Origin of the sequence: Pseudomonas simiae (assembly GCF_900111895.1) — a bacterium.
GTDB classification, from domain to species: Bacteria; Pseudomonadota; Gammaproteobacteria; order Pseudomonadales; family Pseudomonadaceae; genus Aquipseudomonas; species Aquipseudomonas simiae.
This window is the reverse complement of sequence record NZ_FOKB01000003.1, coordinates 55,952-79,884: the sequence shown is the minus strand read 5'-3', so window position 1 is coordinate 79,884 and position 23,933 is coordinate 55,952. Positions and strand designations below refer to the sequence as shown.

19 protein-coding genes and 1 tRNA gene are annotated in these 23,933 nt (G+C 54.6%); 6 read left to right on the top strand and 14 right to left on the bottom strand.

The features are described from left to right. Positions 1-47 precede the first annotated feature (47 nt). The 5 genes from pqqF to BMZ57_RS10330 all read right to left on the bottom strand — a co-directional run bounded on the left by pqqF (position 48) and on the right by BMZ57_RS10330 (position 6,450). Positions 48-2,390, bottom strand: coding sequence for a pyrroloquinoline quinone biosynthesis protein PqqF (gene pqqF, locus BMZ57_RS10350; protein ID WP_069672912.1), 2,343 nt, complete (start codon positions 2,388-2,390; stop codon positions 48-50). A gap of 48 nt (positions 2,391-2,438) precedes the next feature. Beyond that, entirely contained in the window at positions 2,439-3,233 is a 795-nt protein-coding gene (locus tag BMZ57_RS10345) for a carbon-nitrogen hydrolase family protein (RefSeq protein ID WP_069672911.1), read from the bottom strand. A 10-nt stretch (positions 3,234-3,243) separates the two neighbouring features. Further along, positions 3,244-4,926, bottom strand: a complete 1,683-nt coding sequence (locus BMZ57_RS10340) for a flavin monoamine oxidase family protein (RefSeq protein WP_069672960.1) — start codon at positions 4,924-4,926, stop codon at positions 3,244-3,246. Between the two features lie 167 nt (positions 4,927-5,093). Continuing rightward, on the bottom strand, positions 5,094-5,540 hold the full coding sequence (locus BMZ57_RS10335) for an Lrp/AsnC family transcriptional regulator (RefSeq protein WP_010206997.1): 447 nt from the start codon (positions 5,538-5,540) through the stop codon (positions 5,094-5,096). A 40-nt stretch (positions 5,541-5,580) separates the two neighbouring features. Further along, the gene (locus tag BMZ57_RS10330; RefSeq protein WP_010206996.1) at positions 5,581-6,450 is read right to left on the bottom strand and encodes a LysR family transcriptional regulator; all 870 of its coding nucleotides are present in this window, start codon (positions 6,448-6,450) and stop codon (positions 5,581-5,583) included. A gap of 112 nt (positions 6,451-6,562) precedes the next feature. On the opposite strand from BMZ57_RS10330, the gene BMZ57_RS10325 reads away from it, so the two are divergent. The 5 genes from BMZ57_RS10325 (at position 6,563) to BMZ57_RS10305 (ending at position 14,164) form a co-directional block, all read left to right on the top strand. Then, the gene (locus BMZ57_RS10325; protein ID WP_010206994.1) at positions 6,563-6,988 is read left to right on the top strand and encodes a VOC family protein; all 426 of its coding nucleotides are present in this window, start codon (positions 6,563-6,565) and stop codon (positions 6,986-6,988) included. A gap of 1,282 nt (positions 6,989-8,270) precedes the next feature. Further along, positions 8,271-11,711, top strand: coding sequence for an ATP-binding protein (locus BMZ57_RS10320; protein ID WP_069672910.1), 3,441 nt, complete (start codon positions 8,271-8,273; stop codon positions 11,709-11,711). Further along, positions 11,708-12,427: a hypothetical protein gene (locus BMZ57_RS10315; protein ID WP_069672909.1), complete on the top strand. Its 720-nt coding sequence runs from the start codon at positions 11,708-11,710 to the stop codon at positions 12,425-12,427. The genes BMZ57_RS10320 and BMZ57_RS10315 overlap by 4 nt, the downstream gene beginning before the upstream one ends. Before the next feature lie 382 nt (positions 12,428-12,809). Next, entirely contained in the window at positions 12,810-13,175 is a 366-nt protein-coding gene (locus BMZ57_RS10310; RefSeq protein ID WP_069672908.1) for a hypothetical protein, read from the top strand. 23 nt (positions 13,176-13,198) lie between these two features. Continuing rightward, positions 13,199-14,164: a tyrosine-type recombinase/integrase gene (locus tag BMZ57_RS10305; RefSeq protein ID WP_069672907.1), complete on the top strand. Its 966-nt coding sequence runs from the start codon at positions 13,199-13,201 to the stop codon at positions 14,162-14,164. A gap of 285 nt (positions 14,165-14,449) precedes the next feature. Here BMZ57_RS10305 and BMZ57_RS10300 read toward each other — a convergent pair whose 3' ends face one another. The 5 genes from BMZ57_RS10300 to BMZ57_RS29130 form a co-directional block, all read right to left on the bottom strand. Then, positions 14,450-14,800: a hypothetical protein gene (locus BMZ57_RS10300; RefSeq protein ID WP_069672906.1), complete on the bottom strand. Its 351-nt coding sequence runs from the start codon at positions 14,798-14,800 to the stop codon at positions 14,450-14,452. Positions 14,801-15,276: 476 nt separating this feature from the next. Beyond that, positions 15,277-15,726: a hypothetical protein gene (locus BMZ57_RS10290; protein ID WP_069672904.1), complete on the bottom strand. Its 450-nt coding sequence runs from the start codon at positions 15,724-15,726 to the stop codon at positions 15,277-15,279. A 245-nt stretch (positions 15,727-15,971) separates the two neighbouring features. Beyond that, the gene (locus BMZ57_RS10280; protein WP_068588503.1) at positions 15,972-16,343 is read right to left on the bottom strand and encodes a hypothetical protein; all 372 of its coding nucleotides are present in this window, start codon (positions 16,341-16,343) and stop codon (positions 15,972-15,974) included. 92 nt (positions 16,344-16,435) lie between these two features. After that, the gene (locus tag BMZ57_RS29135) at positions 16,436-18,322 is read right to left on the bottom strand and encodes a hypothetical protein (protein ID WP_139136460.1); all 1,887 of its coding nucleotides are present in this window, start codon (positions 18,320-18,322) and stop codon (positions 16,436-16,438) included. A gap of 3 nt (positions 18,323-18,325) precedes the next feature. Then, positions 18,326-18,520 (bottom strand): hypothetical protein, encoded by a 195-nt coding sequence (locus tag BMZ57_RS29130; protein WP_139136459.1) that lies wholly within the window; start codon positions 18,518-18,520, stop codon positions 18,326-18,328. 1,270 nt (positions 18,521-19,790) lie between these two features. On the opposite strand from BMZ57_RS29130, the gene BMZ57_RS10275 reads away from it, so the two are divergent. After that, entirely contained in the window at positions 19,791-20,702 is a 912-nt protein-coding gene (locus tag BMZ57_RS10275; protein ID WP_074900494.1) for a site-specific integrase, read from the top strand. 297 nt (positions 20,703-20,999) lie between these two features. On the opposite strand, the gene BMZ57_RS10270 is transcribed toward BMZ57_RS10275, so the two are convergent. The 4 genes from BMZ57_RS10270 to BMZ57_RS10255 all read right to left on the bottom strand — a co-directional run bounded on the left by BMZ57_RS10270 (position 21,000) and on the right by BMZ57_RS10255 (position 23,922). Then, positions 21,000-21,992 (bottom strand): replication initiator protein A, encoded by a 993-nt coding sequence (locus BMZ57_RS10270; protein WP_254668487.1) that lies wholly within the window; start codon positions 21,990-21,992, stop codon positions 21,000-21,002. Positions 21,993-22,116: 124 nt separating this feature from the next. Next, the gene (locus BMZ57_RS10265) at positions 22,117-22,353 is read right to left on the bottom strand and encodes a hypothetical protein (RefSeq protein ID WP_069672900.1); all 237 of its coding nucleotides are present in this window, start codon (positions 22,351-22,353) and stop codon (positions 22,117-22,119) included. A 322-nt stretch (positions 22,354-22,675) separates the two neighbouring features. Then, the gene (locus BMZ57_RS10260) at positions 22,676-23,740 is read right to left on the bottom strand and encodes a site-specific integrase (protein ID WP_069672899.1); all 1,065 of its coding nucleotides are present in this window, start codon (positions 23,738-23,740) and stop codon (positions 22,676-22,678) included. 105 nt (positions 23,741-23,845) lie between these two features. Further along, a tRNA-Ile gene (locus BMZ57_RS10255) sits at positions 23,846-23,922 on the bottom strand. Positions 23,923-23,933 lie beyond the last annotated feature (11 nt).

Sequence of the window (23,933 nt, the reverse complement as noted above, 5' to 3'; positions counted from 1 at the left end):
GTTAGCGCTGCCTTGATGGAAAAAGGCTTTTGCAGGGGCGGCAATGATCAGCCTGCCGCTTGCCAGCCAGCCGAGCTGCACGGGCCGTTGGCCACGCAGCGCCAGCCGCCTGTGGCGTCGTTCAATTGCTGGGCGGCGAGCTGCAACGCTTCGCGGGTACAGGCTTGGATGTGGGATTGCAGTTGATCCAGATAACCCGACGGATGACCTGCCAGATGGGCGTGCCACAGCAGTTCGGCGGCTTGGGCGTTGGGCAGTGTCTGTGCTGAGAACTGCTGTGCCAGGGTCAGGTTGCCCAGGTCGTCGCTGCTATCGATCAGTGCCGGCAGTTGCTGGAGGAAGGCTTGCAGGTGATCAGCGATGCCCTCCAGGGACACGCGGGGGGATTGCACGCCGAATACCAGGCCGGTCTGGCCGTTTATCTGTCGGATGCCGCTGAACACGGCGTAGCCGATTTGCAGCTCGACGCGCAGGCGCTGGTAGAACGGCCCTTGGACCAGATGGCCCAGCAGTCGCCACGCGGCTTCATCCGCCAGGGACTGGCTTGGCGCCTGGCAAAACAGCAGCAGTGCGGCTTCGTCCGAGTCGGTTTTTAGCGTGTGCCATAGGCGCTGACCGCTGAGGGAAGGACGTGCTTGATCAAGCCGCGCGGGTTGCCCTGGCAGCCGGGCCGCTGCGGTTTTGATCGCGGCTTCATGGGCGGCGGAAAAGCCCAGGCCCAGGCCTTGCCAACGTGCGGTGGCCCAGGCTGTCGATTCAGCGTTGTGACCGTTGCAGCAAGCGGGCAGCGCCTTGAGCAATTCACGGATGGCAATCATCTGTGGCAAGACGGGTTGAGCTTCCTGCGGTTGATTCAGGCTTTGCGCCAACCGGTCCAACACGGCTGGCATGGGCTCCTGCAGCCCGACCATCTTCACCAGCCCGTCCTGCCCCAGGTTTTCGAATGACAATTCGACGCCTGCCTGACGGGCATTCTCACGCAACGGCTGCAAAGCACTTTCAAGGCCGCAAGGCGCTGACCGCCATTGCAGATACAGCGCGCCTTCATCGCCGTCGTCTGCCAATGCTTGACTGAATGTCAGCGCCGACACTTCCTTGCGGCCACGGGAACGATCCTGGGCAAAGGTGCGTAAGCCTCGGTGGGCGCTGGTCTGGCCGCGAATCAGGCCGGCGCGTTCTTCCTTGATCGGAGGGCGCAGGAATGGGTTGTTCGGTGGCAGTTGCCACGTGTGTCCGGAGGGCGGTAGGTGCAGTGAATCCAGTAGGGTCTTGAGGGCGGCCACACTCTGTTCCGAGAGATCCTGGCTGTGGTTTTTTGCCAATGCCAGGGCGCCTTGGACCTGCCGTTGCCGAGCGGCCAACAGTGCGAATTCTTCCCGCAGTGAAGTCCAGTCGCTGTGTGCGAAAAAGCTCAGCCAGTCGAGCAGCAATGCCTCTATTTGGCTAGCCGATTCGCCTTGGGTGGTGAAGTCGATATCCAGCACAGCCTGCCCAGCGTAGTCATAAAGCACTGACGCCTGCAGTGCACTGGCCAGTTGTCGCGTCTTCAGTTCAGCCAGCAATCCGCCGGGCGCCGAGGTGTTAAGCCAGGTGCAAAGAAACTCCAGCGCTGGCCGGGGCGCGTCGCAGGTAATGACGTGATGCAGGTGATGATTGGCGATGTGCTGATAGCCCCGCGCCTGGCCCGGCATCAATGCCGGTGGGGCGGATTGTGGGCGCAGAGGCCCAGAAGTCAGCTGTTCACTGAACGACTGTGCCAAGCCTTGCAGCGCCTCCAGTGATTGCGGGCCCGCCAGGCTCAAGGACATCTGTCCGCTCTGATAGAACTGCACGTGAAATTCGCGCAACGCCTGCTGAAATGCCTCACGTTCTACCGGCAAACTGTCGCGGTTGCCTGCATGGAAACCCCGCAGTGGATGATCCGCCGCCAGTCCTTCAAGCAACGCGACCTGCTGCTGAGCCTTGGCATCCTGGGACCAGGCGACGAATTCCGCGTGCACTACCTCGCGCTCGCGCAATTGATCCTCCAGGGCCAGGCGCGGGTGGGTGAGCATGTCACCCAAGCGCTCCAACCCATCGGCAAATGTTGCAACCGGCAATTCAAAGAAAAAATCCGTGGTGCGCTCGCGGGTGCTGGCATTGACCTGACCGCCATGGCGTTGCACGTAGGCCATCAACCCTTCACTTGTGGGAAAGCGCTCTGTGCCGAGGAACAGCAAATGCTCCAGGAAATGCGCCAACCCCGGCCAAGCCAGTGGCACATCATGGCTGCCTGCCGCTACGCGCAAAACGGCGGCGCAACGTTTCAAACGCGGCGCATGCTGCAAGGAAACTCGCAGGCCATTGGCCAGGGTCAGTTGAAGGGGATGAGGGTGGGCCGGCGCAGGCATGGGCACTTCCGAAACGTAGAATGTGCCCATGTTAGCAAACCGACTGGATCAGGGCTTGTGCAGCGCCCCGTACAGCTCGGGGCGACGGTCCTGCAAGTAGTGATTGGCGGCGCGGGCGTCGAGGATCGACTGGCGATCCAGCTCCCCGACGATCAAGGCTTCATCCAGGCCCGCCTGGGCAATGCGCTGGCCATTCGGTGCGGCGATGCTGCTTTGCCCGCAGTACTGGATCTCGCCTTCACGCCCACAGTAATTGGCGTAGGCCACATAACACTGGTTTTCGAAGGCCCGCGCCCGCACGGTGACGTCGGCGACAAAGTCGAACGGCACCATGTTGGCGGTGGGCACCAGGATCAGTTCGGCACCGGCCAGGGCCAGGCGCCGGGTGTTTTCCGGGAACTCCAGGTCGTAACAGATCAGAAAACCAAGCGTCCAGCCGTTGAGCTCCACCAGAGGGAAATCATCCTCGCCGGCGCTGAACATCGAGTGGTCCAGGTCGCCAAACAGATGGGTCTTGCGGTAGTTGCACCGGCGCTGGCCGTGGGCGTCGATCAACTGCACGGCGTTGTAGATCTGGCCATCCTCGGCCCGTTCCGGGTAACCGTACAGAATTGCCAGACCGGCGCTTTTGGCCAGTTCGGCAATCGCCTGTGCCGACGGCCCATCCTGCGCCTCGGCCAGCGCGCCAACGGCCTCGGCGCCGATGTTGTAGCCGGTGAGAAACATCTCCGGCAGCACCAGCACATCGGCACTGGAGGCCTCATGCGCCAAAGCGTGCAGGCGCTTGAGGTTGCCGCTTACATCCAGCGGCTGCGGTGGGCATTGGTACAGGGCGACGCGCATGTTCAACTCCTTAATCGGCCAGGGCGATCGGCCCGATTTCATCGAATACGTCACCCGGTCCTGGGTTCTCCGGGTGAGTGCTGCCACCGAAGTGGGTCATGATGCCCCACACCGCGTTCAGCGAGGTTTGCACGGCGCCTTCGACCCAGGCAGGCGTCCAGGACACATCATCACCGGCTATAAAGATCCCACGTTGCTCGGCGGGCATGTCCTTCTGCATGAAGTGTGCATACATGCGTTGGTTGTAGCGATAGTGGCCCGGCAGCGCGCCTTTGAAGGCGCCGAGGAAATGCGGGTCGGCTTCCCATGACACGGTGATCGGGTCGCCGATGATGCGCGCCTTGATATCGACTTTCGGGTAGATCTTTTTCAGGGCGTCGAGGGCCAGTTTTACGCGCTTGTCGATGGGCTGCGGCAGCATTTTCAGGGCGTCGCTCATCCACGAGTACGACAGGCAGATCACACCCGGCTTGTCGTCGCCGTTATCGAACAGATACGTGCCACGGGTCAGGCGATCGGTGAGGGTCATGCTCATCAGGTCACGGCCGGTCTCCGGGTCTTTGTCTTTCCAGAACGGGCGGTCGACCATCACGAAGGTTTTCGACGATTGCATGTAGCGCGTGCGGTCCAGGGCCATCCACATCTTTTGCGAGAACAGGGTTTCGTCGCATTCGATCTGGGTGGTCAGCAGCCAGCTTTGGCAGGTGGTCAGTACGGCAGCGTATTCGCGAGTGTCGCCATAGTTGTCGGTGACGGCGAAACGACCATCCGCGGCATGGGCAATGCGTTTCACCCCTGCCCTTGGCGCACCGCGGTGCAGCGAACTCAGGCTGGTGCCCGCCGGCCAGTGGGCGCAACGCTCCGGTTCATGGCGCCAGATGCCCATCGGCACCTGTGCCACGCCGCCGACCACCAGGTGTTGGTGGTCATCGCAGTTGGTCATTACCACGCGGAAGATTTCCAGCATCGAATTGGGGAAGTCCGAGTCCCAGCCGCCGGTGCCGAAGCCGACCTGGCCGAACACTTCGCGGTGATGGAAGGACAACTTGGCGAAGGCCTTGGAGGTGGCGACAAAGTCGTAGAAGGTGCGGTCATCCCACAGTGGCACCAGCTTGTTCCACAGCTCCTTGAGGCGCGGCACGTCGCGGTCGCGGATGGCTTGCTGGATATCGCCGAACTGCGAACCCGCTTCCAAGGCGTCGGCCCAGGCGTCCGCCACTTCCTGGAACAGGACCGGCAAGTCGGAGAGTTTTTGCGCGTAGTGGGTCTGGCCTTCAAGGTCAATGACCGTACTGCCGGACGCCGGCGTCAGTGGGTTGGGGAAGGGTTTGGTTTCCAGCCCCAGCTTGTCGACATAGTGATAGAACGCGGTGGACGACACCGGAAAGCGCATGCCACCCAGCTCGGCGATGATGCCTTCGGCCCCTTCGAAGGCTTGGGAGCGCAGGCGACCGCCCATTTTAGAGGCTTCGTACACCACCGGCTTGAGGCCCAGTTTCATCAGCTCGTAGGCGGCCACCAGGCCCGCGATCCCGGCGCCGACAATCGCCACTTCGGCACCGTGGTTGGCGGTGGGGATGCTGCCCAGGCCTGCGGGGTGTTCGATCCAGTCATCAAAGGCAAACGGAAAGTCCGGACCAAAGATGGTGATGGGTTTCTTGCCGTCGGCGGGGTGGCGATTGGTCTTGCTGATGGTGCTGGACGGAATGCTCATGGCTGACCCTTACTGGCGACCTGGCGGGCGTGACCCGCTGAGTATAGGAAAAGATGGCAGCCAGTTTAGGGAGCGTGGCGTTCGTTAATAAGGCGCAAAGTGTCGTCGGATTGATCTGTTTTTAGTCAGAATGACGAACCTGTTGATCAGATTGGCTGTCCGCGATCCAATTTGTTACTGAGGATGATCGACGTTGTGGTTTTCTCCACCCCATCCACACTGCCGATCTGGTCCAGCAATTGGTCCAACTGCTCGGGCGAATCCGTGCGCAGCCAAGCGACGTAATCGAACTCACCACTCACCGCGCACAACTGTTGCACCTGGGCCATCGCACTCAACCTACGCAGCACTTCCTTGCCCGAGCGCGCTTGCACGGTGATCCCGACGTAAGCCTGCAAACCACCATCGACGACACGCTGCCCGAGGCGCACGCCATAACCGGTGATCACCTGGGTTTTCTCCAGGCGTGCCAGGCGCGACGTCACCGTGGTGCGTGCGATGCCCAACTGCCGGGCGAGCATGGCCACACTTTCGCGGGCGTTGATCTGCAGGGCGGCGATCAGTTGGCGATCAATTTCGTCTAGGGCGGGCAAGGCGAGGGCTCCGATACGGGGGGGGCAATGTGCTGGCATCTTACAGGCTGGCGTCGGCGAGGAGGCAGCGGGTAAACAGTTGCGGCACGGGGAGATGCTGTTGGCTGTGGCGACTGAGCAGGATGATTTCGCGGTAAAACGTCAGGCCGCCCAATGGGATGATTCGCACCTTGGGCGAGCGCTCCAGCCACAACCCCGCCTGAGGAATCAACGACACGCCCAGGCCACACTCGACCATCTTGACGATGGCTTCCAGCTCATCCAACTCCAGCGCCATCTGTACATCCAGCTTCTGTTCACGCAGGAAGCGGCTGACCAACCGTCCGCCAAACGAAGCACGGTCGTAACGCACATGGGGCTGTGTCGCGAGCACGTGCAAAGGGTCATCGCCCGTCAGCGCATGAGGCACGACCAGTACAAACGGCTCCTTGCGCAGGACCTGTACGTGCAACTCCTTGGGCAAATCAAAGGGCGGACGAATGATGATGGCCGAATCCAATTCGCCGGCGTCCACCCGACTCAACAGCTCCAGGGACACACCGGGTATCAGTTTGCACTCCACCGTCGGCGCTGCCTGGCGCAAACGCACCAGTGCCTGGGGCAGCAGACCGGTTTGCGCGGTGGTGATGGCGCCCACTTTCAGCTCGCCTCGGTACTCGTTGGCACCCACCGGCACGGCCATGCGATTGAAGGTTTCCAGGATCTCCCTGGCCAACGGCAAGGCGCGCAAACCGGCCGCATTCAACGTGGCCTGGCGCCCGGTACGGTCGAACAACTGCACGCCGAGCGTCTGTTCCAGTTGACGAATCTGCGCACTGACCGCCGACTGCGTCAGCCCGATATGCATGCCTGCCGCCGCGAACGTGCCGTGACGGGTTACCGCAATAAAGGTCTTCAATTCGCGCAACATGGACGACTCGATTGATCAAAATAATTTGAGCTCGGCGCAAAAACTATCGTCTTTTCATCGTCAGGAGCAAGGCTAAACTCGGGGCACTTAATACCCACAGAGGTTTGACCTGATGACACTCGCACCTTTTCACCTGGCAATTCCGGTCTATGACCTCGCCGCTGCGCGGCATTTCTACGGTCAAGTCTTTGGCCTTGAAGAGGGGCGTTCCAGCGAACACTGGGTCGACTTCAACTTCTTCGGGCATCAGTTGGTCATTCACGAACACCCGAAAACCGCCTCACAGGAATCCGCCCACACCAACGCAGTCGACGGCCACAACGTGCCCGTGCCGCATTTCGGCGTGGTACTGGGCTGGGAAGAGTGGCAGGCGTTGGCGGAGCGCCTGCAGGCGCAGCAAACCCGGTTCGTGCTGGAACCGCACATTCGTTTCAAGGGCCAAGTGGGGGAGCAGGCGACGTTGTTTCTGTTTGACCCCTGCGGGAACGCACTGGAGTTCAAGGCATTCAGGGATATCGGGCAGTTGTTTGCGAAGTGAGGCTGCCAGACACACAAAAGCCGCGCAATGCGCGGCTTTCTTGTTTGGTGGGCCCACACGGACTTGAACCGTGGACCAAAGGATTATGAGTCACCGAATGACACTCCGAGGCCATTTAAGTCTAGACGAGGGTAGGCAAAGGTACAACAGGGCTAACCAACTGTTAACACTGAGTTTTTGCTAGTTTTGGAAAAATGGTTACGACTGGGGACTGTACCGCCAGTGTACTTCTAGGACGTCTCCTCTGGCGCAGATGCGTTGGCTCTGTTTGCCTGTGAAGAGTCCTTTGCACTTGAACTAGAAATTCGAATCAGACGGCGCATCTGGGGGGGACGATAGATTTTTTGTGCGGTCCCTAGTCTCAAGTGTGTTTTTCGCTGATTTGGACCAAAGCGGGGGGCTAAGCCTCTTTCTAATCCCCTAATCCCCCCCCAAAAGCACCGCCAATGCCTTAAAGGTTCCCTTGAATGCCCGGAAAATGCCCGTTTAACACCCGTTACGCATCTTTGTGCTGCTGTCCGAAAAAGTACCCATGCACATCTTCATGCCCATTAAGCACTGGTCAGTTCCTCCAATGATCCTGCTTTTTCCCTTCAGGACACATCAATCGCACCGCTAATAAATGACCTAGCCAAAACCTTGGGTTTTTTGCACAAAATACGGCTTAAATGCAGCAGTAAGCTAGATTTGGGCGGAGGGATGTAATTTATATGCGCTGCTGCTAAGCATGGCGCGGGCACGTAAGTGCAGACGGCGGTTCTTATCTATCGGAAGATCTAGATCTAATAGCAAAGGATGATTCCTTCGTTAATTTGTCGGACGAGGTCGAAATGAAAGGGCGTCGAAAAGTCAAAACGAACAAATGGCAGATAACGGATCAGATTATCAAGGAAGCGAGAGCAATTCTTACCTCACGAGCTTCGTCAAACGGGCGTTTTTTAGATATTGCAGCCCGGAGCACCCTTGAAGAACCCATCGGAATGTTAGCCGGGAGCCGCGGGGCACTGCACGTCCATTGTCCGATTGTATCTGAGCATAACGCACGCCAGCTCAATGCTACGTAAGTCATTTGGCGTATGGCCGCGACCGATATTTCAAATCGGTAGGCTGCGCCAAGGACGCATTTTCTTCAGTTGAAACTCATAGGAGCGTTGGGCCATCGATAGGCGTAATGGCACTTTGTTCTACCTATAATAGCTGCCAATTATGTATTCTTCGCCGGCGTGTCCGGGGCTGCAGCGGCGGCTTGAAGAAAGGAATTGATCACAGGAGTAACCGCCAGATGTCACAGGAAATGCAGGAACCCGAGAGTCAGAGCGCTGGGCAGGAACTGCTAAGGCAGCGCTGGATAGAGGGGGGGCCGCTGGTGGCGATCTGGGGGCAGCAGGCGGGTTGGTCCCTGAGCATGCCTGACCCAGTTCTCAAGCGAGCACTTGAACATGCGTCCCGTATGCCCGGTCAGGCATGGAATTCGCTTCTGACTAACGAACCGTTAGAGGCGGAGTTCTACGACTGGCTGGCTGAACGCTTCCGCAACCGTCCAGCTTCGCAGTTGGTGACTGAGGCTGCCCGTGTGCCGTGGTGCGCTGTCTTTACATCCTCTTTTGACAGTGGCCTGGCAAACTGTCTGGCCGGTGAAGGTCGCGAGCCGGAAGTCATACTGCAAGGCCAGCCTGCGCCTCGCGTTCTCCGCAACACGCGGCGTCCGCCGTTTTATTACCTCTACGGCCAAGCCGGCCGACAGGTTGATAGTCTGAAGCCGCCAGTAAATCGGCAGACGCTATCACAGCGACGTATGGCTCAGGCCTTGGTGATGCTCGGCCGCGTACTGGAGACCGCAACGCCTTTAGGCCTCGTGGTAATTGATGGTTATGACCCATCGACGGACTGGCTTCGCGCTGAGGAATTGCTGGCGGCGATTTCCGATGCGCCGAAGCATGGTGTGTTGTGGTGCGGATCTGATCCGATGTTATCGGAGGATGACAAAGTAGTTTTCGACGAACTTGTTCATAAGGGCGTCATTGTCCGCGAATCTCGTGCTCTGGGTATGATCGTCAATGAATTGGTCGAGGCCATAGGCGTTCCTGAACCGTCGCGCTGGGATGACCCGGAAGTCATAACGCTCAAGAATGGTCGCAGTATCAAGACTACTCCTAACCTTCGTCTCGTCACTCAAGCATCAGCGGTACTGGTTGACGATTTGTGGGCTGTAGCGCCAGATCAGTTGACACCCAGCGAAATGGAGATGGAATTTGAAGCCTTCCATGGCAACTCCGCGAGTTTTCGCAGGATCGCTGATGGAGTGCAGCGCGGGTTTGCGATCGAGCGCGAGTTTGAGCTCGCGCTTATTAAGCGTGTCGATCAGGCGCTTGAACAACATCACGCGGCCTCGCCAATCGTCCTGCACGGGCAGTCCGGTGTGGGCAAAACAATCGCTTTGGCGCGATTGGCTATCCATGCAAAAAGGCATGGCAATGCGGTTCTCTTCGTCAACCGACGTGTTCCGCAGGCGACCGACATCAGTGATTTCCTAACTGCAGTGGACGGCCAGCAGGGAGTCACTCTGCTTCTAGTCGACACCATGTCTCCAGTGTCCCGCTATAACGATCTTCTGAGAGCTTTGCGAAGCGTGGGCCATCGTGTCGTGGTAGTGGGCTCATCCTATCGCCTCAGCTTCGACGGCAAAGTGCCCAGTCGATTCGTCGAAGCAAGAGCGCAGCTTAACCCCGCAGAGCAGAACGATCTCCTTGAAATGGCCCAGAGATATGTTCCATCTGTGGTTGCAAGGGTTAGGAAGGAAAAAAGCAATGAGTACGTTCTCGCTGGCTTCTACCGCCTCTTACCACACAGCCGGGGACGGCTGTCTGAAGGTCTCGGCAAAGAAGTTGATCGTGCGCGCCACGAGCTGCGCAAGAGGGCCGCAAAAATTCCGCCGCAAGAGCCAGGAGCTCTTGCGCAAGCATTTATGAAAGCGGGACTTCCAGTCGATACGACGCAGTTCCTGCCGGACGCGCGCCCCGACGGGCCATCTGATTCTCCTGAAGCCCGTGCTATCGACCTAGTCATGGCCAGCAGTCGATTGTATAAACCTGTGCCCTTGAGCATTGTGCTACGTGCCGTCGGCGCAGGTCACGGAAGCACTGGCACATATAGCATCGATACTTTGCTGGAGCTCATCCGCGACCAAGACTTATTCCGTTGGATCTACTCTGACGAAGAACAAACAGATGTGCTGGTCATGGCGCGCCTGCAGATTGAAGCCCGCCTTATCTGCGAAGCAAGGTTTGGTAGCGCGACACTTGAAGCCGACGCCATCAGCAGTCTGATCGAGGCGGCCGTGAGAGCAGGCCCGGAAGGTAATGATGAGACTGCTTACGTCGCTGACCTGGTTCATGCGGTGGGTCCGGACGGACCGGAGGGCAGTCGGTACAAGGAGAGCTACGCGCAGATCGCGCGTTCCCTTTCTATTCTGCGCGCAAAAACGATGCCTAATGCCCGTTTGATGCTGCAGGAATCAGTCCTTCGTCGCCACTATGTGCGCACTCACAAAAACATCGAACATCCTGAGAAGGTTGCCCTCCTCAACGAAGCTGTCAATGTGGTTGACGAAGCGTTTGATCGCATTAGTCAGCAGGGTTCGTCCGGACTTTATGCGGCACGTCAGACGGTCGACAACCTTTGGAACGAGCGTGCAGCGACTTATGGGTTCTTCGCGACTGATGCCGTCGAGAATGGTCAAAATGCGAGTGCATGGTCCGCATACAAGGCTGCGCATGATGCAGCGACTTTGGCCAATGCACGGCGGGAATCTTCGTTCTCGCTTGACGTTTCCTTGTGGATGCCCACTGGCATCCTAAAGCTAAAAAGCACATTGACGGAGGCACAGCGCCTGGAGATCGCTGCGGATCTCAGGTCGTCCATTGACGGCGTTGACGAAAGCATGCTTGACGAGGCGCAAAAGCAGAAGTTTCAAAGTAGACGCATGATTGCCGGTTTTGCAATGGGGGATGAGACCCTTTCCGACGATGCTTTTGCTCAGTTGGAGCAGGCTGGCTCAACTGCTGGATATTTCATGCGTGCGCGAGACCTAGCCCCGGCTATCATGCCCCAGACTGAACCCTCGGCCCAGGATATTGCCGGGGCGAAGAGGTGTGTTAATTATCTTCGGCAGTACTACGACAAGATATCCCAAGACGAGCGCTGCCTGCGCTTGCTACTGGATATGGAATGGGCGATTCGTACGCAAAAGTGGTTTATGCGCGGGTTACGTCAGCCCTTCCCGGCAGTCACCGACTTTCGGGAGATGGTCCAGGACATTGTCGGGGATATGGCATTACTGGGCGAGGACAAACTGGCGACTAAATACCGATACCTGCGCGCCGTGACCAAATGGTTGGCAGGTAATGAGAGGACGAGTAGGGAACTATGGACAGAGTTGGCGTCCGACACCGAGTTTGCCGATTCTCAGCGTGTTTCCTCTCGCCACGTGCTCACAGATGCAAACGGAACTCCCATCATATATCGAGGCATAGTGGAGAAGCAGATCGGCCCTGGTCGCTTTCAAGTGCGTGTCGAGGGCATTGGTGTCATTGATCTGCTGGCGGAATACTTTCCGAACGTTGAAATTGCATTCGGACGTACAGTCTCTAACTTCCACATCGCTTTCAATTATCGTGGCCCCCTTGCAGATCCCCCAGGTAAGGTGCGGAGGCTCGGCCGATGAATTTCGTGCTCCTGCAAGAAAAAGCCATCGCGTTCACCAACATGGTCAATAAAGACCTTGATCGGACGGCAATCCATCCAGTGACTCTCGAAGTTCCCGAGCCCCCCCCAGACGAGCTGCATTTCAATAGGCTCGTGGTTTGGTGTTATGGTTTTTTTTACGAAGCCGCTGTAGATGTTCTCAAGGAGTGCAAGGCGTTGCTTAAAACGCGCGCCCCCGAGCAGACCAATCTGTATGAGCGCTCTGCGCGCGTAGTCCAAAACCTGCGTACTTACAAGGTCCACAACCTACCACCAAGTAGGGAGAATCTGAAGAAGCAGCAGACGGCCCAAGACTGGATTACCACCGCAAGCGCTAAGAGCCAGGGAATTGAAGGTGCTACTCAGGAATTGTGTGAGATCACTTTGGCCATGCTCAGCGTCTTGGATGCTGCATGGAGGGAATCAACGAAAGATCCAGAAGACCGCAACCAGTTGGTCGAGCGCATTGTGAATAGCTTAGAAAATGGCTGGCAGCCCTATCAACTAGATGAAATCGTCACAAGTGTTGCCGAGGATATCGGATTGAAAGGTTTTGACGCCAAGGCATTTAGGGGCATTCACCTTGACGCTTGGAAAAGCAAAGCTCGATGGTTCGTTGATCGGGATACCGCGGCTGTAGGGCTCCGTCGTATCATTCGCAAGGCCATGGAAGACTCTTTCGGTGTGGCCGGCTGATATGGGCAGTGTCCACAAATAGGGGGCATTTGGCCCCCGTTTTTCTCTTGCGAAATACGATGATTTAGGTTGCAACTAAATCATTACTCCTACTTAACCGCCCGGGTGCATTCCCACCTGACCATGCGTTGCACCGGGTTTGGCCTAGCATTAGGCAAGGATCTATTCGCGTCTTCTTGCATTGGTGCCTAAGTATTTACGAACTGGTTTTACCAATCTTGAAGCTTCCTTGCGACTAGGTCGGTGGCCATCCAACGCTTATGGAGGGGACTCACCTCAAAAATGCGTATCTGCACTTATATGTGTTCATTAATTAGCAATCCTTTAACGATAAAAATTGGTGATAAAATACGTTATCACCACTTTTTGAAAGGATCTCATCATGGCGCCACGCATCAATACCCGGTCTGATAAAGGCTACAAATGTCTTGACGACATTTGTACATTGACTGACCTGGTCAGGGCACAGGTGAACGATGAAGATTGGACGTGCGTAGCCTGCAAAACACCTGTGTATGTCAAGAAACTCAATACTGCTGAACGCGAAATCCTCGTGAGGCGTGTCCGCGCTCAAGACGTGGTAATAGGAGATCAGGTCTATGTGGGCCACAACTTCGACGTGGCTTATTTAGTGAAGGGTTCGGAAATGGGCCGAGAAAAAACCAATAGTCATCTGTGGGTATTGAAGATGGCAGATAATGGAGGTGTCCAATATAAAATGCCTGACGAATACGTGAATATCGCCTAGCAATGAACCACCCTATCGATCCTATGGCCAGCGCAGCGGGCGATCTGCAGATCGCTGGCGAACGCCGCCTGACCGCCGCCGAGTTTCAGATCCTTGCTAAGGTGCCAGCAGCAGTCGAATGGTTCGCCAATATCGACAACCCGCGCACCCGGCGTGCGTACCAGGGCGACCTCGAGGACTTCTGCAGCTTCGTCGGCCTGTCTGCCGCAGACGAATTTCGCGCGGTCACCCGGGCGCATGTGCTGGCCTGGCGCGCAGATATGGAGCGCCGGGGGTTTGCCGGCGCGACCATCCGGCGCAAACTGGCGGCGCTGGCCAGCCTGTTCGATCATCTGCTGGAAAACAACGCGGTCGCCGGCGGCAACCCTGTCCACGGGGTGAAGCGCCCAAGGATCGAGACCAACGAAGGCAAGACACCGGCCCTGGGTGATCACCAAGCAAAGGCGCTGCTCGACGCGCCGGATCCGGACACGCTCAAGGGCAAGCGCGATCGAGCGATGCTGGCGGTGCTGCTGTACCACGGCCTGCGCAGGGAGGAAGCCGCGCAACTCATGGTGGCTGATATCCAGGAACGTCGCGGCATCAAGCACCTGCAGATCCACGGCAAAGGCGGCAAACTGCGCTTCCTGCCGCTGCACCCTATAGCGGCCGAACGCATTCATGGCTACCTGGAAATGTCAGGTCATCACTTAGTCGGCGCCGAGGCGCCACTGTTTGTGCCTCTGCGCGGTCTTGCGACGGGTGCTGGTATCAGTGCCAACGGGATCTACATGATGGTGGGCAGCTATGCAAAGGCGGTGGGCATCGAGGTTGCCGGACTTGGCGTGCATGGTCTGCGTGCTACCGCCGCTACGAATGCCTTGGAGCACGAAGCAGACATTGCCAAGGTACAAGCTTGGCTGGGGCACGCCAATATCAGCACAACGCGGATTTATGACCGCCGGCAGCTCAGGCCGGAGGATTCGCCCACATTCAAAATAAGGTATTAGCTATACCTGTTCGGCAGGACGATTTTGGGTAGCCGTTCTCAAATATCCTAAATTATCTCGCTGACTATAATCGCCCTGTAAGCCTTGTCATAGCGGCGTTAGGTCGAATAGAAGTCTTGGAATCACCCCGGTTTCCTCCGATAGTGAGCAACCAGTTTGCTGGTCAAATCGAAAGCAAATGCCTGCTCAAGTCCATGCGAGTACGCACTCATCGTCCATCAATCGCTTGCGCAGGTAATGAGGCGAAGGCTGCAATGCTCTCTATCCTCTCTGCATGAGTCACATTTACTTGTTTGGATCGAATTGCTGCCAAGAATCAGGCATGCCTGTGCCGAAGCCGCAATTTAGGCAATCCAGCCCTTTCTCATCAACTGATCGATTGAAGGCAAATGTGTTGCCTTTAAGGTCGGTCAGTAGCAGCTTTTCGCCTTTGCTTTTTGCCTCCCAAGTTTGCTCACTAAGGATCTTTTTCTGAAAAGGATCGACCTTCACTACCGTGGCTTTACTGCCCTTAATATCGATGGCCACTAGCGGCCCTACTACGCCTTGCATAGCTCGATAGCTGCCTTCAAATGGATTGCCGCAACCACTCAGACCGACGCACAGCCCGATAAGGCAACCAATCTTTTTAAGCATCTGACGATCTCCTCAACAATTGATCTTGCCGGTCATCCTCTACGGACTGACTGCGTGACAGAAGCTTTGCAGTCTGATCGCTTGAATTCCTCAGTTGGACAATTAACTGATCAAGCCCCAGCTCGGTCAGAAAGACCGCCAGCTTGTCGAGACTTTTGAAGGTTCGCTCGCCGCCTCGCTGCCGGCGTAACGACATAAATTCGGAACCTAATTGAATGCGCAATGACCACCCATCGCGGGTGTGAAGGGCCGAGATATCATGCACCAAGCCTGAAGCCAGGTACCGCCGTAGATCAGCTTCGAAAATTAAGGACATAGACCACGCATCAGAATTGGAGCAGGGGGGCAGCCCGTAGGTCTTCCCCCCTATCACCAGCAGCAGAGTTTATTGGATTTTACCCTTCTACTACCCTGAAGCGCTGCGGACTCGATGATATCAATCAGCTAAAAAATATCAATAAATAAATATTGATATATCAATAATTGATATTTGATAGGGCGCGCTGAAATGCTTCAGGAAGATCCGTCTCGCTTTCACCCACGCGGCTAACCGTTCCTAGCCCACCACAGCTTCCTCTCGAGCAATGGAGACGGCCTTCCAGTCCTAACCATCCTTCAGAAAGGACTGCCTGGCCCCCACCCGCAAAGTCGAGAGTGATAGTCAGAAAAGTGGATGAATACTTGAAGGGGTAGGCGTTCAGGATCCCGTGGTGCATCGCATCGTACGAGTACATTTTCCCGTCCCCTGATCTGTCGATCTTGAGCACTTTATAACCGGTACTCAATCCGCCGTCGCTGATGTAGTACCCACTCACCTCTGACGAAATCAGTTCTGGGATTTTTTCCCAAGGGGTCAACCCCAAGCCACAACAAGCGGCCACACAAAGTACCTTCCACCGTTGCTTCAAAGGGTGCTCCTTTTTCATCAATACCAAGTCCAGAGAAATGCGACCACGATCCCCCACAACACCCAGCAGAAACGCTTTCTAAGCGTGCACTGATGGGTACGGTGCGTTGCGTATATTGCTGATATGGTCGCGATGATCAGAAGTGCCAGATAAGTTTTGTGGGCAGTGCTATAGGACGCCTGAGGGAGCAACGCAACAGTCATCGGAAGTAACGCGATCGCGGAGGTCGCCCACGCAACGACAACCCTGTGATAGGCCATTTTTCAAGCTCTCCCTACGTAAGGCACCGTCGCAACTGGCAGCTCATTGATCAAGTGTTGCAGCTGTACCTCATGGATTTCCGCCATTCGGTCATCAAAGCCGTTTCGTCGATTTAGTTCCGCAGTCACCAGATACCAGGTCAAAGCGTCCAGTGATGGCGTCTCAAAAAGCCGAATCTCGATGGGGGTCGTTTCATCCCACTCATAAGCGCCTATTCCGCTCAGTTGGGGCGACAGAAAATACTGATCCCCACGCATGACCCATACCAATCCCGGCCAAGGGGCAAGGCCATCAAACAGGTACCTGAGGTCGACCGGGTTGTCCCAGTTTTCGCAGTACGTGGCCGTTAGGTAATAATCGAATGTAAGGCTCATCTGGGTGCACTCAAGCAGGGGCGAGTCTGCATCGAAGCATGAGGGCTCGCGTGCCAGAACCACGTCTACAACGACGCTGCGTGTGCTTCGCACTACTGATTGTCCGAAGGGTTGAGCGGCGACCGACGCTTTTCGGCACGCTCGCCACGAGTGGTACGATTTTTCTGCTGACCTTCTGATCTATCGGCAGAGCTTGGTCGAGAAAGACGTTGACCGGCAGACTCGCGGCTTTGCCGTGAAGGCGGCGGTGTATCAGCCCTGCTAGGGGAGCCACCTGGTGACGGCCCAGGCGAGCCCAAGGTTTTTTGTGCTTGTTGGATCTTTGCGCGGAGTAGCTCTTGCTTTAGACCGGCGCTCTTGATTGCCGACATCTTAGAGAGTCCGCCGACGACTGAGCCCGCGACAGATGCAGCGATACTTCCTAATTGGGTGAAGCTGGCAGCACCGTCTGTTTTTGGTAGCGATTGAACTCTCAAAAGCGCTGCAGCAGCCCATGTTGCGACCAGAATAACGAATCCGGCGCCACCGGCTAAAACTCCGCGCATGCCATTAATCTCCATTGGCGTACCAGAGCTATTAATAGCAGTTGCAGCTTGTATAAAACTTATGCTGGCTAATTGGCTAGCAACTAAATAAAGAATACCTTCAGCAAAAAACAATGATAGATATGTAAATACAAGCAGCCGTATCCAATAGAGCAATATCTCTATACCAAAGACACATGCCAAAAGCGCTACCAGCGGGAATATATGAATAAGAGCGGCTTGTCCCATTGCTGTCAAATAGACAAACCATGGAAGCTTTGCCGCTAGATCTAAAGTTGCAAGTGCACCGTTTGCTTCATTGAGTGCTCCAATCGCCTCAGATGCATTTTCGCGAACCTTTGAACCAAAAGACGAGCCATCAGAACCGGAATAAAGAGATCCTAGGCTTTTATTGACAACATCTGACCAAGCTCTAACCCCTGCGACAACAGATGGCTCTGTATCAGGTGCTAAATTAGAAGGTCGAATACGGTCTCCCACTGCCCTATATCCCTCTTCAGCACCTGCTTGCGCAGCCTGATAAGCCTCATAGCAGTTTTCCGGAACTAAATATCTGTTATTTACACCTGATGGCTCTGCTAACAACGCCGGATCAGAAAGCGAACCATCGGCAATTTCCCACGGGTTCAGGTAGCCTGCCGGCTCGTCAACGCCGCCTGATAGTCTAGACTTCCAACCTGATTCATTAGGTAGCAAGTATCTTTTTCCAGTTGGCCACTTATCACTACTTAACTTTTCTAGCGCAGCTTTTCCTGCGGACCTCCGTTCGCTTGCCTTATAAGTATCAATTAAAGTTAGAGCTTGTCGAATTTGTGGAAACCACGAAAAAGTCAGGCCTGACACCTTATCGGCAGTGGCACTACTAAGTATAGAAACTTGAGAATCCGGTACTCCGAGCGCACCACCACCTCGAAGCCCTATAGCTTGCCAAGTAGTTTCTGGAACGCTACTGTCATCGTTAGGACTTGGCTCGCAATATACTTTGTAATCCTTTATGAGCTTAGCCAAATCACTTCCCATGAAAGGGGTAATTTCCCGCTCGGTGAGATCGGCAATCATTAGTGCTGATTGGTCGTTATCTTTAGTTCGATACACCTGTACGAGCTTTTCATATGTAGGGAGAACTACTTGAAGTGTAAATGATTGTCCTTTTGTCATTTCCATGCTGGCACGACCAGGGAAGGTCACGGTTTCAGGCTGCAAAGCGATAAATACGAACAGCGATGTGATAAAAATCCCGAAAGGCATACTGGTGGGCCTGCCTCGCACCAGATTCCAAATAATCCAAGATAATGAAATGTAAGGCACAGCCCTGGCGAGCTGGCGAACTGTTTCAGCAAGCTCAGCATTCTTTGTTCCCATCGAAATTAACGATGAAATCATTGCGTCAAGACCGCTTTGAAATAACCACCCAAAATTACCAAACTCGCCCATGCGTCAAGCCTCGATACTTGAGAAAATCTTTTTAGGTACGGTAATAGAAATCGCTACGGTTCCAATCACGAAAACAAGTGCTGCCCATATGAGGCCAGCGGCTGTATACACATAATTTTCCAGCACCGTGAATCCCACAACCAAAATTACTAACGTCGCCAGCCTGGATGGACTCATCTCAGTATTAAGCACCTTCACGATAACTCCTCACCTGTCCTTAAGGAGTTTCACTCTGAAGTAAAATTCGAAAACCTCAAAGTCAAAACAGGCCATCCGAATTCAGTCCCGCTGCTAGTCAGCGATTAATCAGAATGGTTCGTGAAATACGGTGTCATCAAAATCTCAGTTCGTTCAGCTTAGGCTGAACGTGCAGCGCTCTACGCGCTGCTGCGTGCGAAGCACGCGGCTCTGTCAGGGTGCTTCGCTACGCTCAACACCATGAACAGAGCCGCGTCCCGCGATCAAAAGCAAAATCGATGTGACATTCAGCATTTGCCATTGACCTCAACTTGCCTCGATAGCAAGATCAAATTGCACCCGAACTAGCTATGCGAGTTCTCCTCACAGGATGTCACGCTATTTCGTGCGTTCTTTCTAGACTGCTAATTCAGTCTGCGTGAGTGGTGCGGGGTTATGCGGCAGCTATTGCTGCCCGTTACCTCGCTTCCCAAGCATCAGTTTGCTAATTCAATCTGCTCGCTTGGTCATCCTGAGTTGATTAGCCATCACCTCAAGGCGTTGTATTAGGCTTGATGCGGGGTTTTGCTTCGGCCGTGCATCAGATTTACCACTGTCTAACTCTGACAATAAATTGAGTTGTATCAGGCGCGAAAACCTGGCAAGGGGACAACCCTTCGACTCTGTCGATTAGACAGCAAAGCAAACAGTGAGAGTGCGAAAGCGCATCTTTGCGGTACTTTGGTATCTGCATCTGATAAGTCCGACACTGCAAAAAAAGGGGCTAGGCATCCGCTGGATGTCGGAACCACATACTTGAATTCCAAGCGCCCCATTTGGGTTGCAGCTGAAATTTAAGTCTTTAAAGTGGTTGCTGTAACTTACAGCAGGATCTAAAAATGTATGAATAGTAAGCTGAACGGGCATCACGAAGAAATTTTAGCTCTCCGGATACAGCGCTATACGTTAGTGATGATTCAACGTTGGCTGCTTGAGCAGCGTAAGGTAAAGGTCTGTCTTTCTGCTATTTCAAGATCAATCCATAGATCACTAAATACTCAGGGGCGAGACTCGGTTTCCATTTCAGACGCCGACTTCACACGCTACCGAAACGATGTAGACGCGAGCTTACAGCGACGGACCTATCGTCGACACTTGAGTAAATATATTGGCCTAATCGAGAATTTTCGATATGTAAGGGGGTATGGTGCTGAGCAAATTCTTATAGAACTGCGAGCCCAAGGAGTGGAAACGTCCCTGAGCTCCATCGTCAGAATGTTGCAGGTGATTAATGAGCAAAAAAATCAAAAGTCCTCGATCTAGAGAAAAAAGAACATTTGCCAAGCCTTCCACTCAAGCAAAGATTCTTAGTAAGTCAATGTATAACTCCGGGCTTGTCTCGGGGCTTGGTACTTCACATAGTTACGAGGCTAGCCTTAAACTGGCTGCACAATGGCTTCGTGGGGCAGGGCGAGGAGCATTACACGAACTCACTCCGAAGGCAGCTAAAGCTTATCTTTATGAGCGCTCCAGAGAAGTAGGTCAAAAAACTTTAGACAGAGACAGGCAGGCTCTCCAGGCTGTTTTACGCCAACTTGGAAAGCTAAGTGATAAGCAGCGTTTGAGTGTAATTCAGGCAGAAAAGCCACAGAACCTAAGTAGCCGAAATTACACTGCAGAACAAGTGCAAAGAATTCTTTCTCATCAGACCTCTCGTAATGCGCTTAGCACCGAGTTAGCCGCTACAGCGGGCCTGAGAGCTCACGAACTACTGACACTACTCCCAGCATCCGAAAGGGCAATGGATGATCGTCCTGCGGACCCAGGAAAGTTTCGAGAAGGTATTAGGTATACTGTGGTAGGAAAAGGGGGGCTCGTCCGCGAAGTAAGCTTGCCAAGAAACTTGGCTGCACAACTCGAAGCTCGCCGGCTAGATGCGCCTGTCATTGTCATAGATCGTCGAATTCATTACAAAAGCTTCTACGATATAGCCGGTGGGCAATCGTGGTCTCAATCTTTCTCGCGCGCGAGCAACTCGGCATTGGGCTTTAGCAACGGAGCGCATGGTTTGAGACATTCATACGCTCAGGACAGAAACCGCGAGGTGCAAGCTTCACTGGGTGAGGTACAGCGAGCAAAAGCTATTGTCTCCCAAGAGTTAGGGCATTTCCGTCCGGAAATCACTGACACCTATCTTCGATAGCGAGACAGGCGCTGGTGCTGTTGCAGTCAGGTTGCCTAACGTACCGCTCGGGACGATGTCAGTGCGGGCCTAGCCATTCGATCCTGCGAGAGATTTATTGATTTAACTGGATTTAGAGGATGAAAGATCAATTTTATCCTTTAAATACAATGAGTTGGTTGATTTGCGTGTACCCAATAGACGGTTTTATACGCCCAATAGACGGTCGACAGTACCCAATAGACGGTGTTTCCGCCCAAAAGACGGAAGCTGCAGCCCGCGTCCGAGCCTAGCTTGCGCACCTTACCGTCTATGCGGTTAGGACCTCGGGAGCAAGGGTGGGCTCCGTTTTCTCATCACCAACATAGGGTTACGATTTCTCCCCATATGCTCTTTCAACGTGTATTCGGGCAGACAATCGCTTTTGATGATGTTCCGAAGGTGTCGGAAAAATCTCTCGGCCCCCCCCGAACTGCCGCTGCGTTCGTAAATCTTTTCGAAGGACCATATTGCCTCGCTGTTGCCGGCACGAAGCCTGGCGAGCCGATAGACGAACCTGCTGATACCTTTCGTTATGAGGAAGTAATCTGGATGGACCGTCATTACCGATGGTGATTTGCAGCTCACTATTTCACGATAAACCCACTCAGGAACCTCGATCTCTACGGAGTCGATTTTGTTCGTTCTCGTGCGAGACAAGACGCGATAACGGGTAATCAATCCTTCCGCTTCGGTCGTACGTAAATCAGCTTTCATACGAACGGTCTTGATTCGCGTCGTTTGAAGACGGTCAAGCGCCGCTTCGATCTCTTGTACCTGGCGACTTCCATCACCGCGCCGTGTGAACTTCAAAATTTCGCTTGCATGCGGTCGGAATATTTTTCCGGGCTTATCCCCGGCGCCTTTTCGATAGCGATCCATTGCTTGGGTCAAATGGGAGACCATCATAAGCACGATGTCGTAATCCCAAACTGTGGCCATCCCGAACGCTCCGCTAGAGACCTCAACATGGCCGTCGGATAGCTCATATCGAATGACCTCTCCAACCCGCTGGTTTTGTTTGGAGAGGCGGAAAATGGCAACGTCCATAATACTCCGGCTGTCTCGAGTGGCAGAGCTATGAAGTGCCGGGATAAAAAAATCCAGCTGTTCGTCCTGTTCGTCCTGTTCACTCGCGATTGAGGTTGGGAGCTGAGCCGCTACAGATTGATCACTCACTTCACCTACTTTGTGTTCTGTTCGCCCAACGGTTAGTTTTTGCGCTTTTCCGGAAGTAGCTGCGATGTTGTTCCTTTCCAATGAGCGCTGCATTAGGTTTTCTAAGCGGTCTATCAATGGACTCCGTGCGGGTTCATCGGGGCTTACCGGACGAGTAGTACCTTCCGAAGTGCTCATGCCGAGGGTTTAACTCTGGTGAGCGTGAGGTCGTGTCGCATCATTCAACACCCGCCAGCAACCCGGCCACGTCTGTAGCACGAAAGTAAATGAGGCGACCCAGACGGAGCTTCATCCGGTGCAGCGATTCTGCGAAAGCGCTTTCAGATGGGTGAGTCAAAGTGTAATCCAGGCCTTTCTCACTACGATGAAGCAGCTCGGCAAGATGTTTTTTGGTTAGCAGAGGGCCGTAGCGCTCGATCAGTTGCTGCTCAATTCGAGTCTGGGTCGCGGTCATTTCGACATCCTTTAAGGCGGGCTAATAACCTAAATAGTGGAAGTCGAGTGCCCCAAAACCGCGGGTTTAGTTCGAAAAGACGAACTATCTTGATTCGGCAGACGTGCGGTCATTCAAAACGGCGGGAGATATCAAGGACGGGCTTTGGTTTCGGTGTACAGACAGCAACCAATCCGGAGAGGGCTCGGGTGCTAGTCGCGGAGGTGAGACGGGGTGGGTAATAGAGTTTTCCAGCCGATAGGAGAGTCTTGGCAACGTTCATAGAGGGTAAGCAATTCAGGAAAAGATTCCGCATGCAGAATCTTTTGTACCCTGTTTAAGCCTAGTCTTTGTCGATGCTATCCAGTCTCTCGACTAGATCTTCTGCACGTAAGTGGGTGTAGCGCTTAAGCATTTGCATGGACTTGTGGCCGCTGATTGCTGAAACCTCTTGATCAGATAGGCCGGATTCGACAAGTCGGCTGACGGCCTCATGCCTCAAATCATGAAAACGAAAATCCGTCATCCCGAGCGGCTTCCTTAACGTTGCCCAGACTTTGTTAAAGGCGTAGGGCCTACGCTTACCATCTCTGCCAGGTTCACCGAAGAAGATAAGCTGGCAGTCCTTCGGTCTGAGTGGGTTGCCTACCGCCGCTTGTATTGCATCAGTCGCGCGCTTATTGAGCGGAACGGTCCGATAAGTACTATTTTTGGTATCCGGAAGGTGTACGACCCGTTTTTTTAGATCCACTTGGGAGAGCGTAAGCGTTGCTATCTCAGATGAGCGCATGGTCGTTTCTACGGCGATTCGCGCCATCCATCCGAGCATCGGATTGCTATGAGCATTAGCTGCACCCAGCAGCCGTTCTTCTTCGTCGCCTACAAAACGTCGTTCTCGACCCTTTCCAGGTTTGGGCTTTCGAATGCTAGCGACAGGGTTGAACGTGAGGCCGAGGCCCCATTCTTTGATTGCTGTTGAGTAAAGATGGCCGAGAAGCGCCAATTCAAGCCGAACGGTATTGTTGCTGGTCAGTGTGCGCTTGCGGGCTGCGGGCTGAGACAGCCGCTTGTCACGGTAGGCTGCGATGATTTCGCTGGAGAGGGCTGCAAGGGAGTATTTACCCAGCTCGGTAGTGAGCTTTTTTGCCTTGCTTGCTTCGCCATTTTGAGTAGAAGACTTTTTGGTAGGAGTGACCTCAGACAGATAACGCTTCAGCGCCGCTTCTAGGGTCATCCGCTCTGATCCGCTGCGCTGGATGTAGACACCTCTGACCATCTCGTCTTCGGTTCGACGTGACCAATCCTCTGCATTGCGTTTGGTGCGAAACGTTTTGGAAGCTGTCGGCCATCCGACTTTTCGGATGACCGCTTTCCACGTTCCTGATGGGGTTTTTACGAGAGTTGCCATGCTGTTCTCCGAAGACATCGGCACGGACTGTACCGAAACTGTACCTCGGAGGCATTCCAAAACACCCTCTCGAAACTGCAGCATTGCTGCAGCCCTTGGTTTATATGGTGGGCCCACACGGACTTGAACCGTGGACCAAAGGATTATGAGTCCTCTGCTCTGACCAACTGAGCTATAGGCCCTATAACAGGTC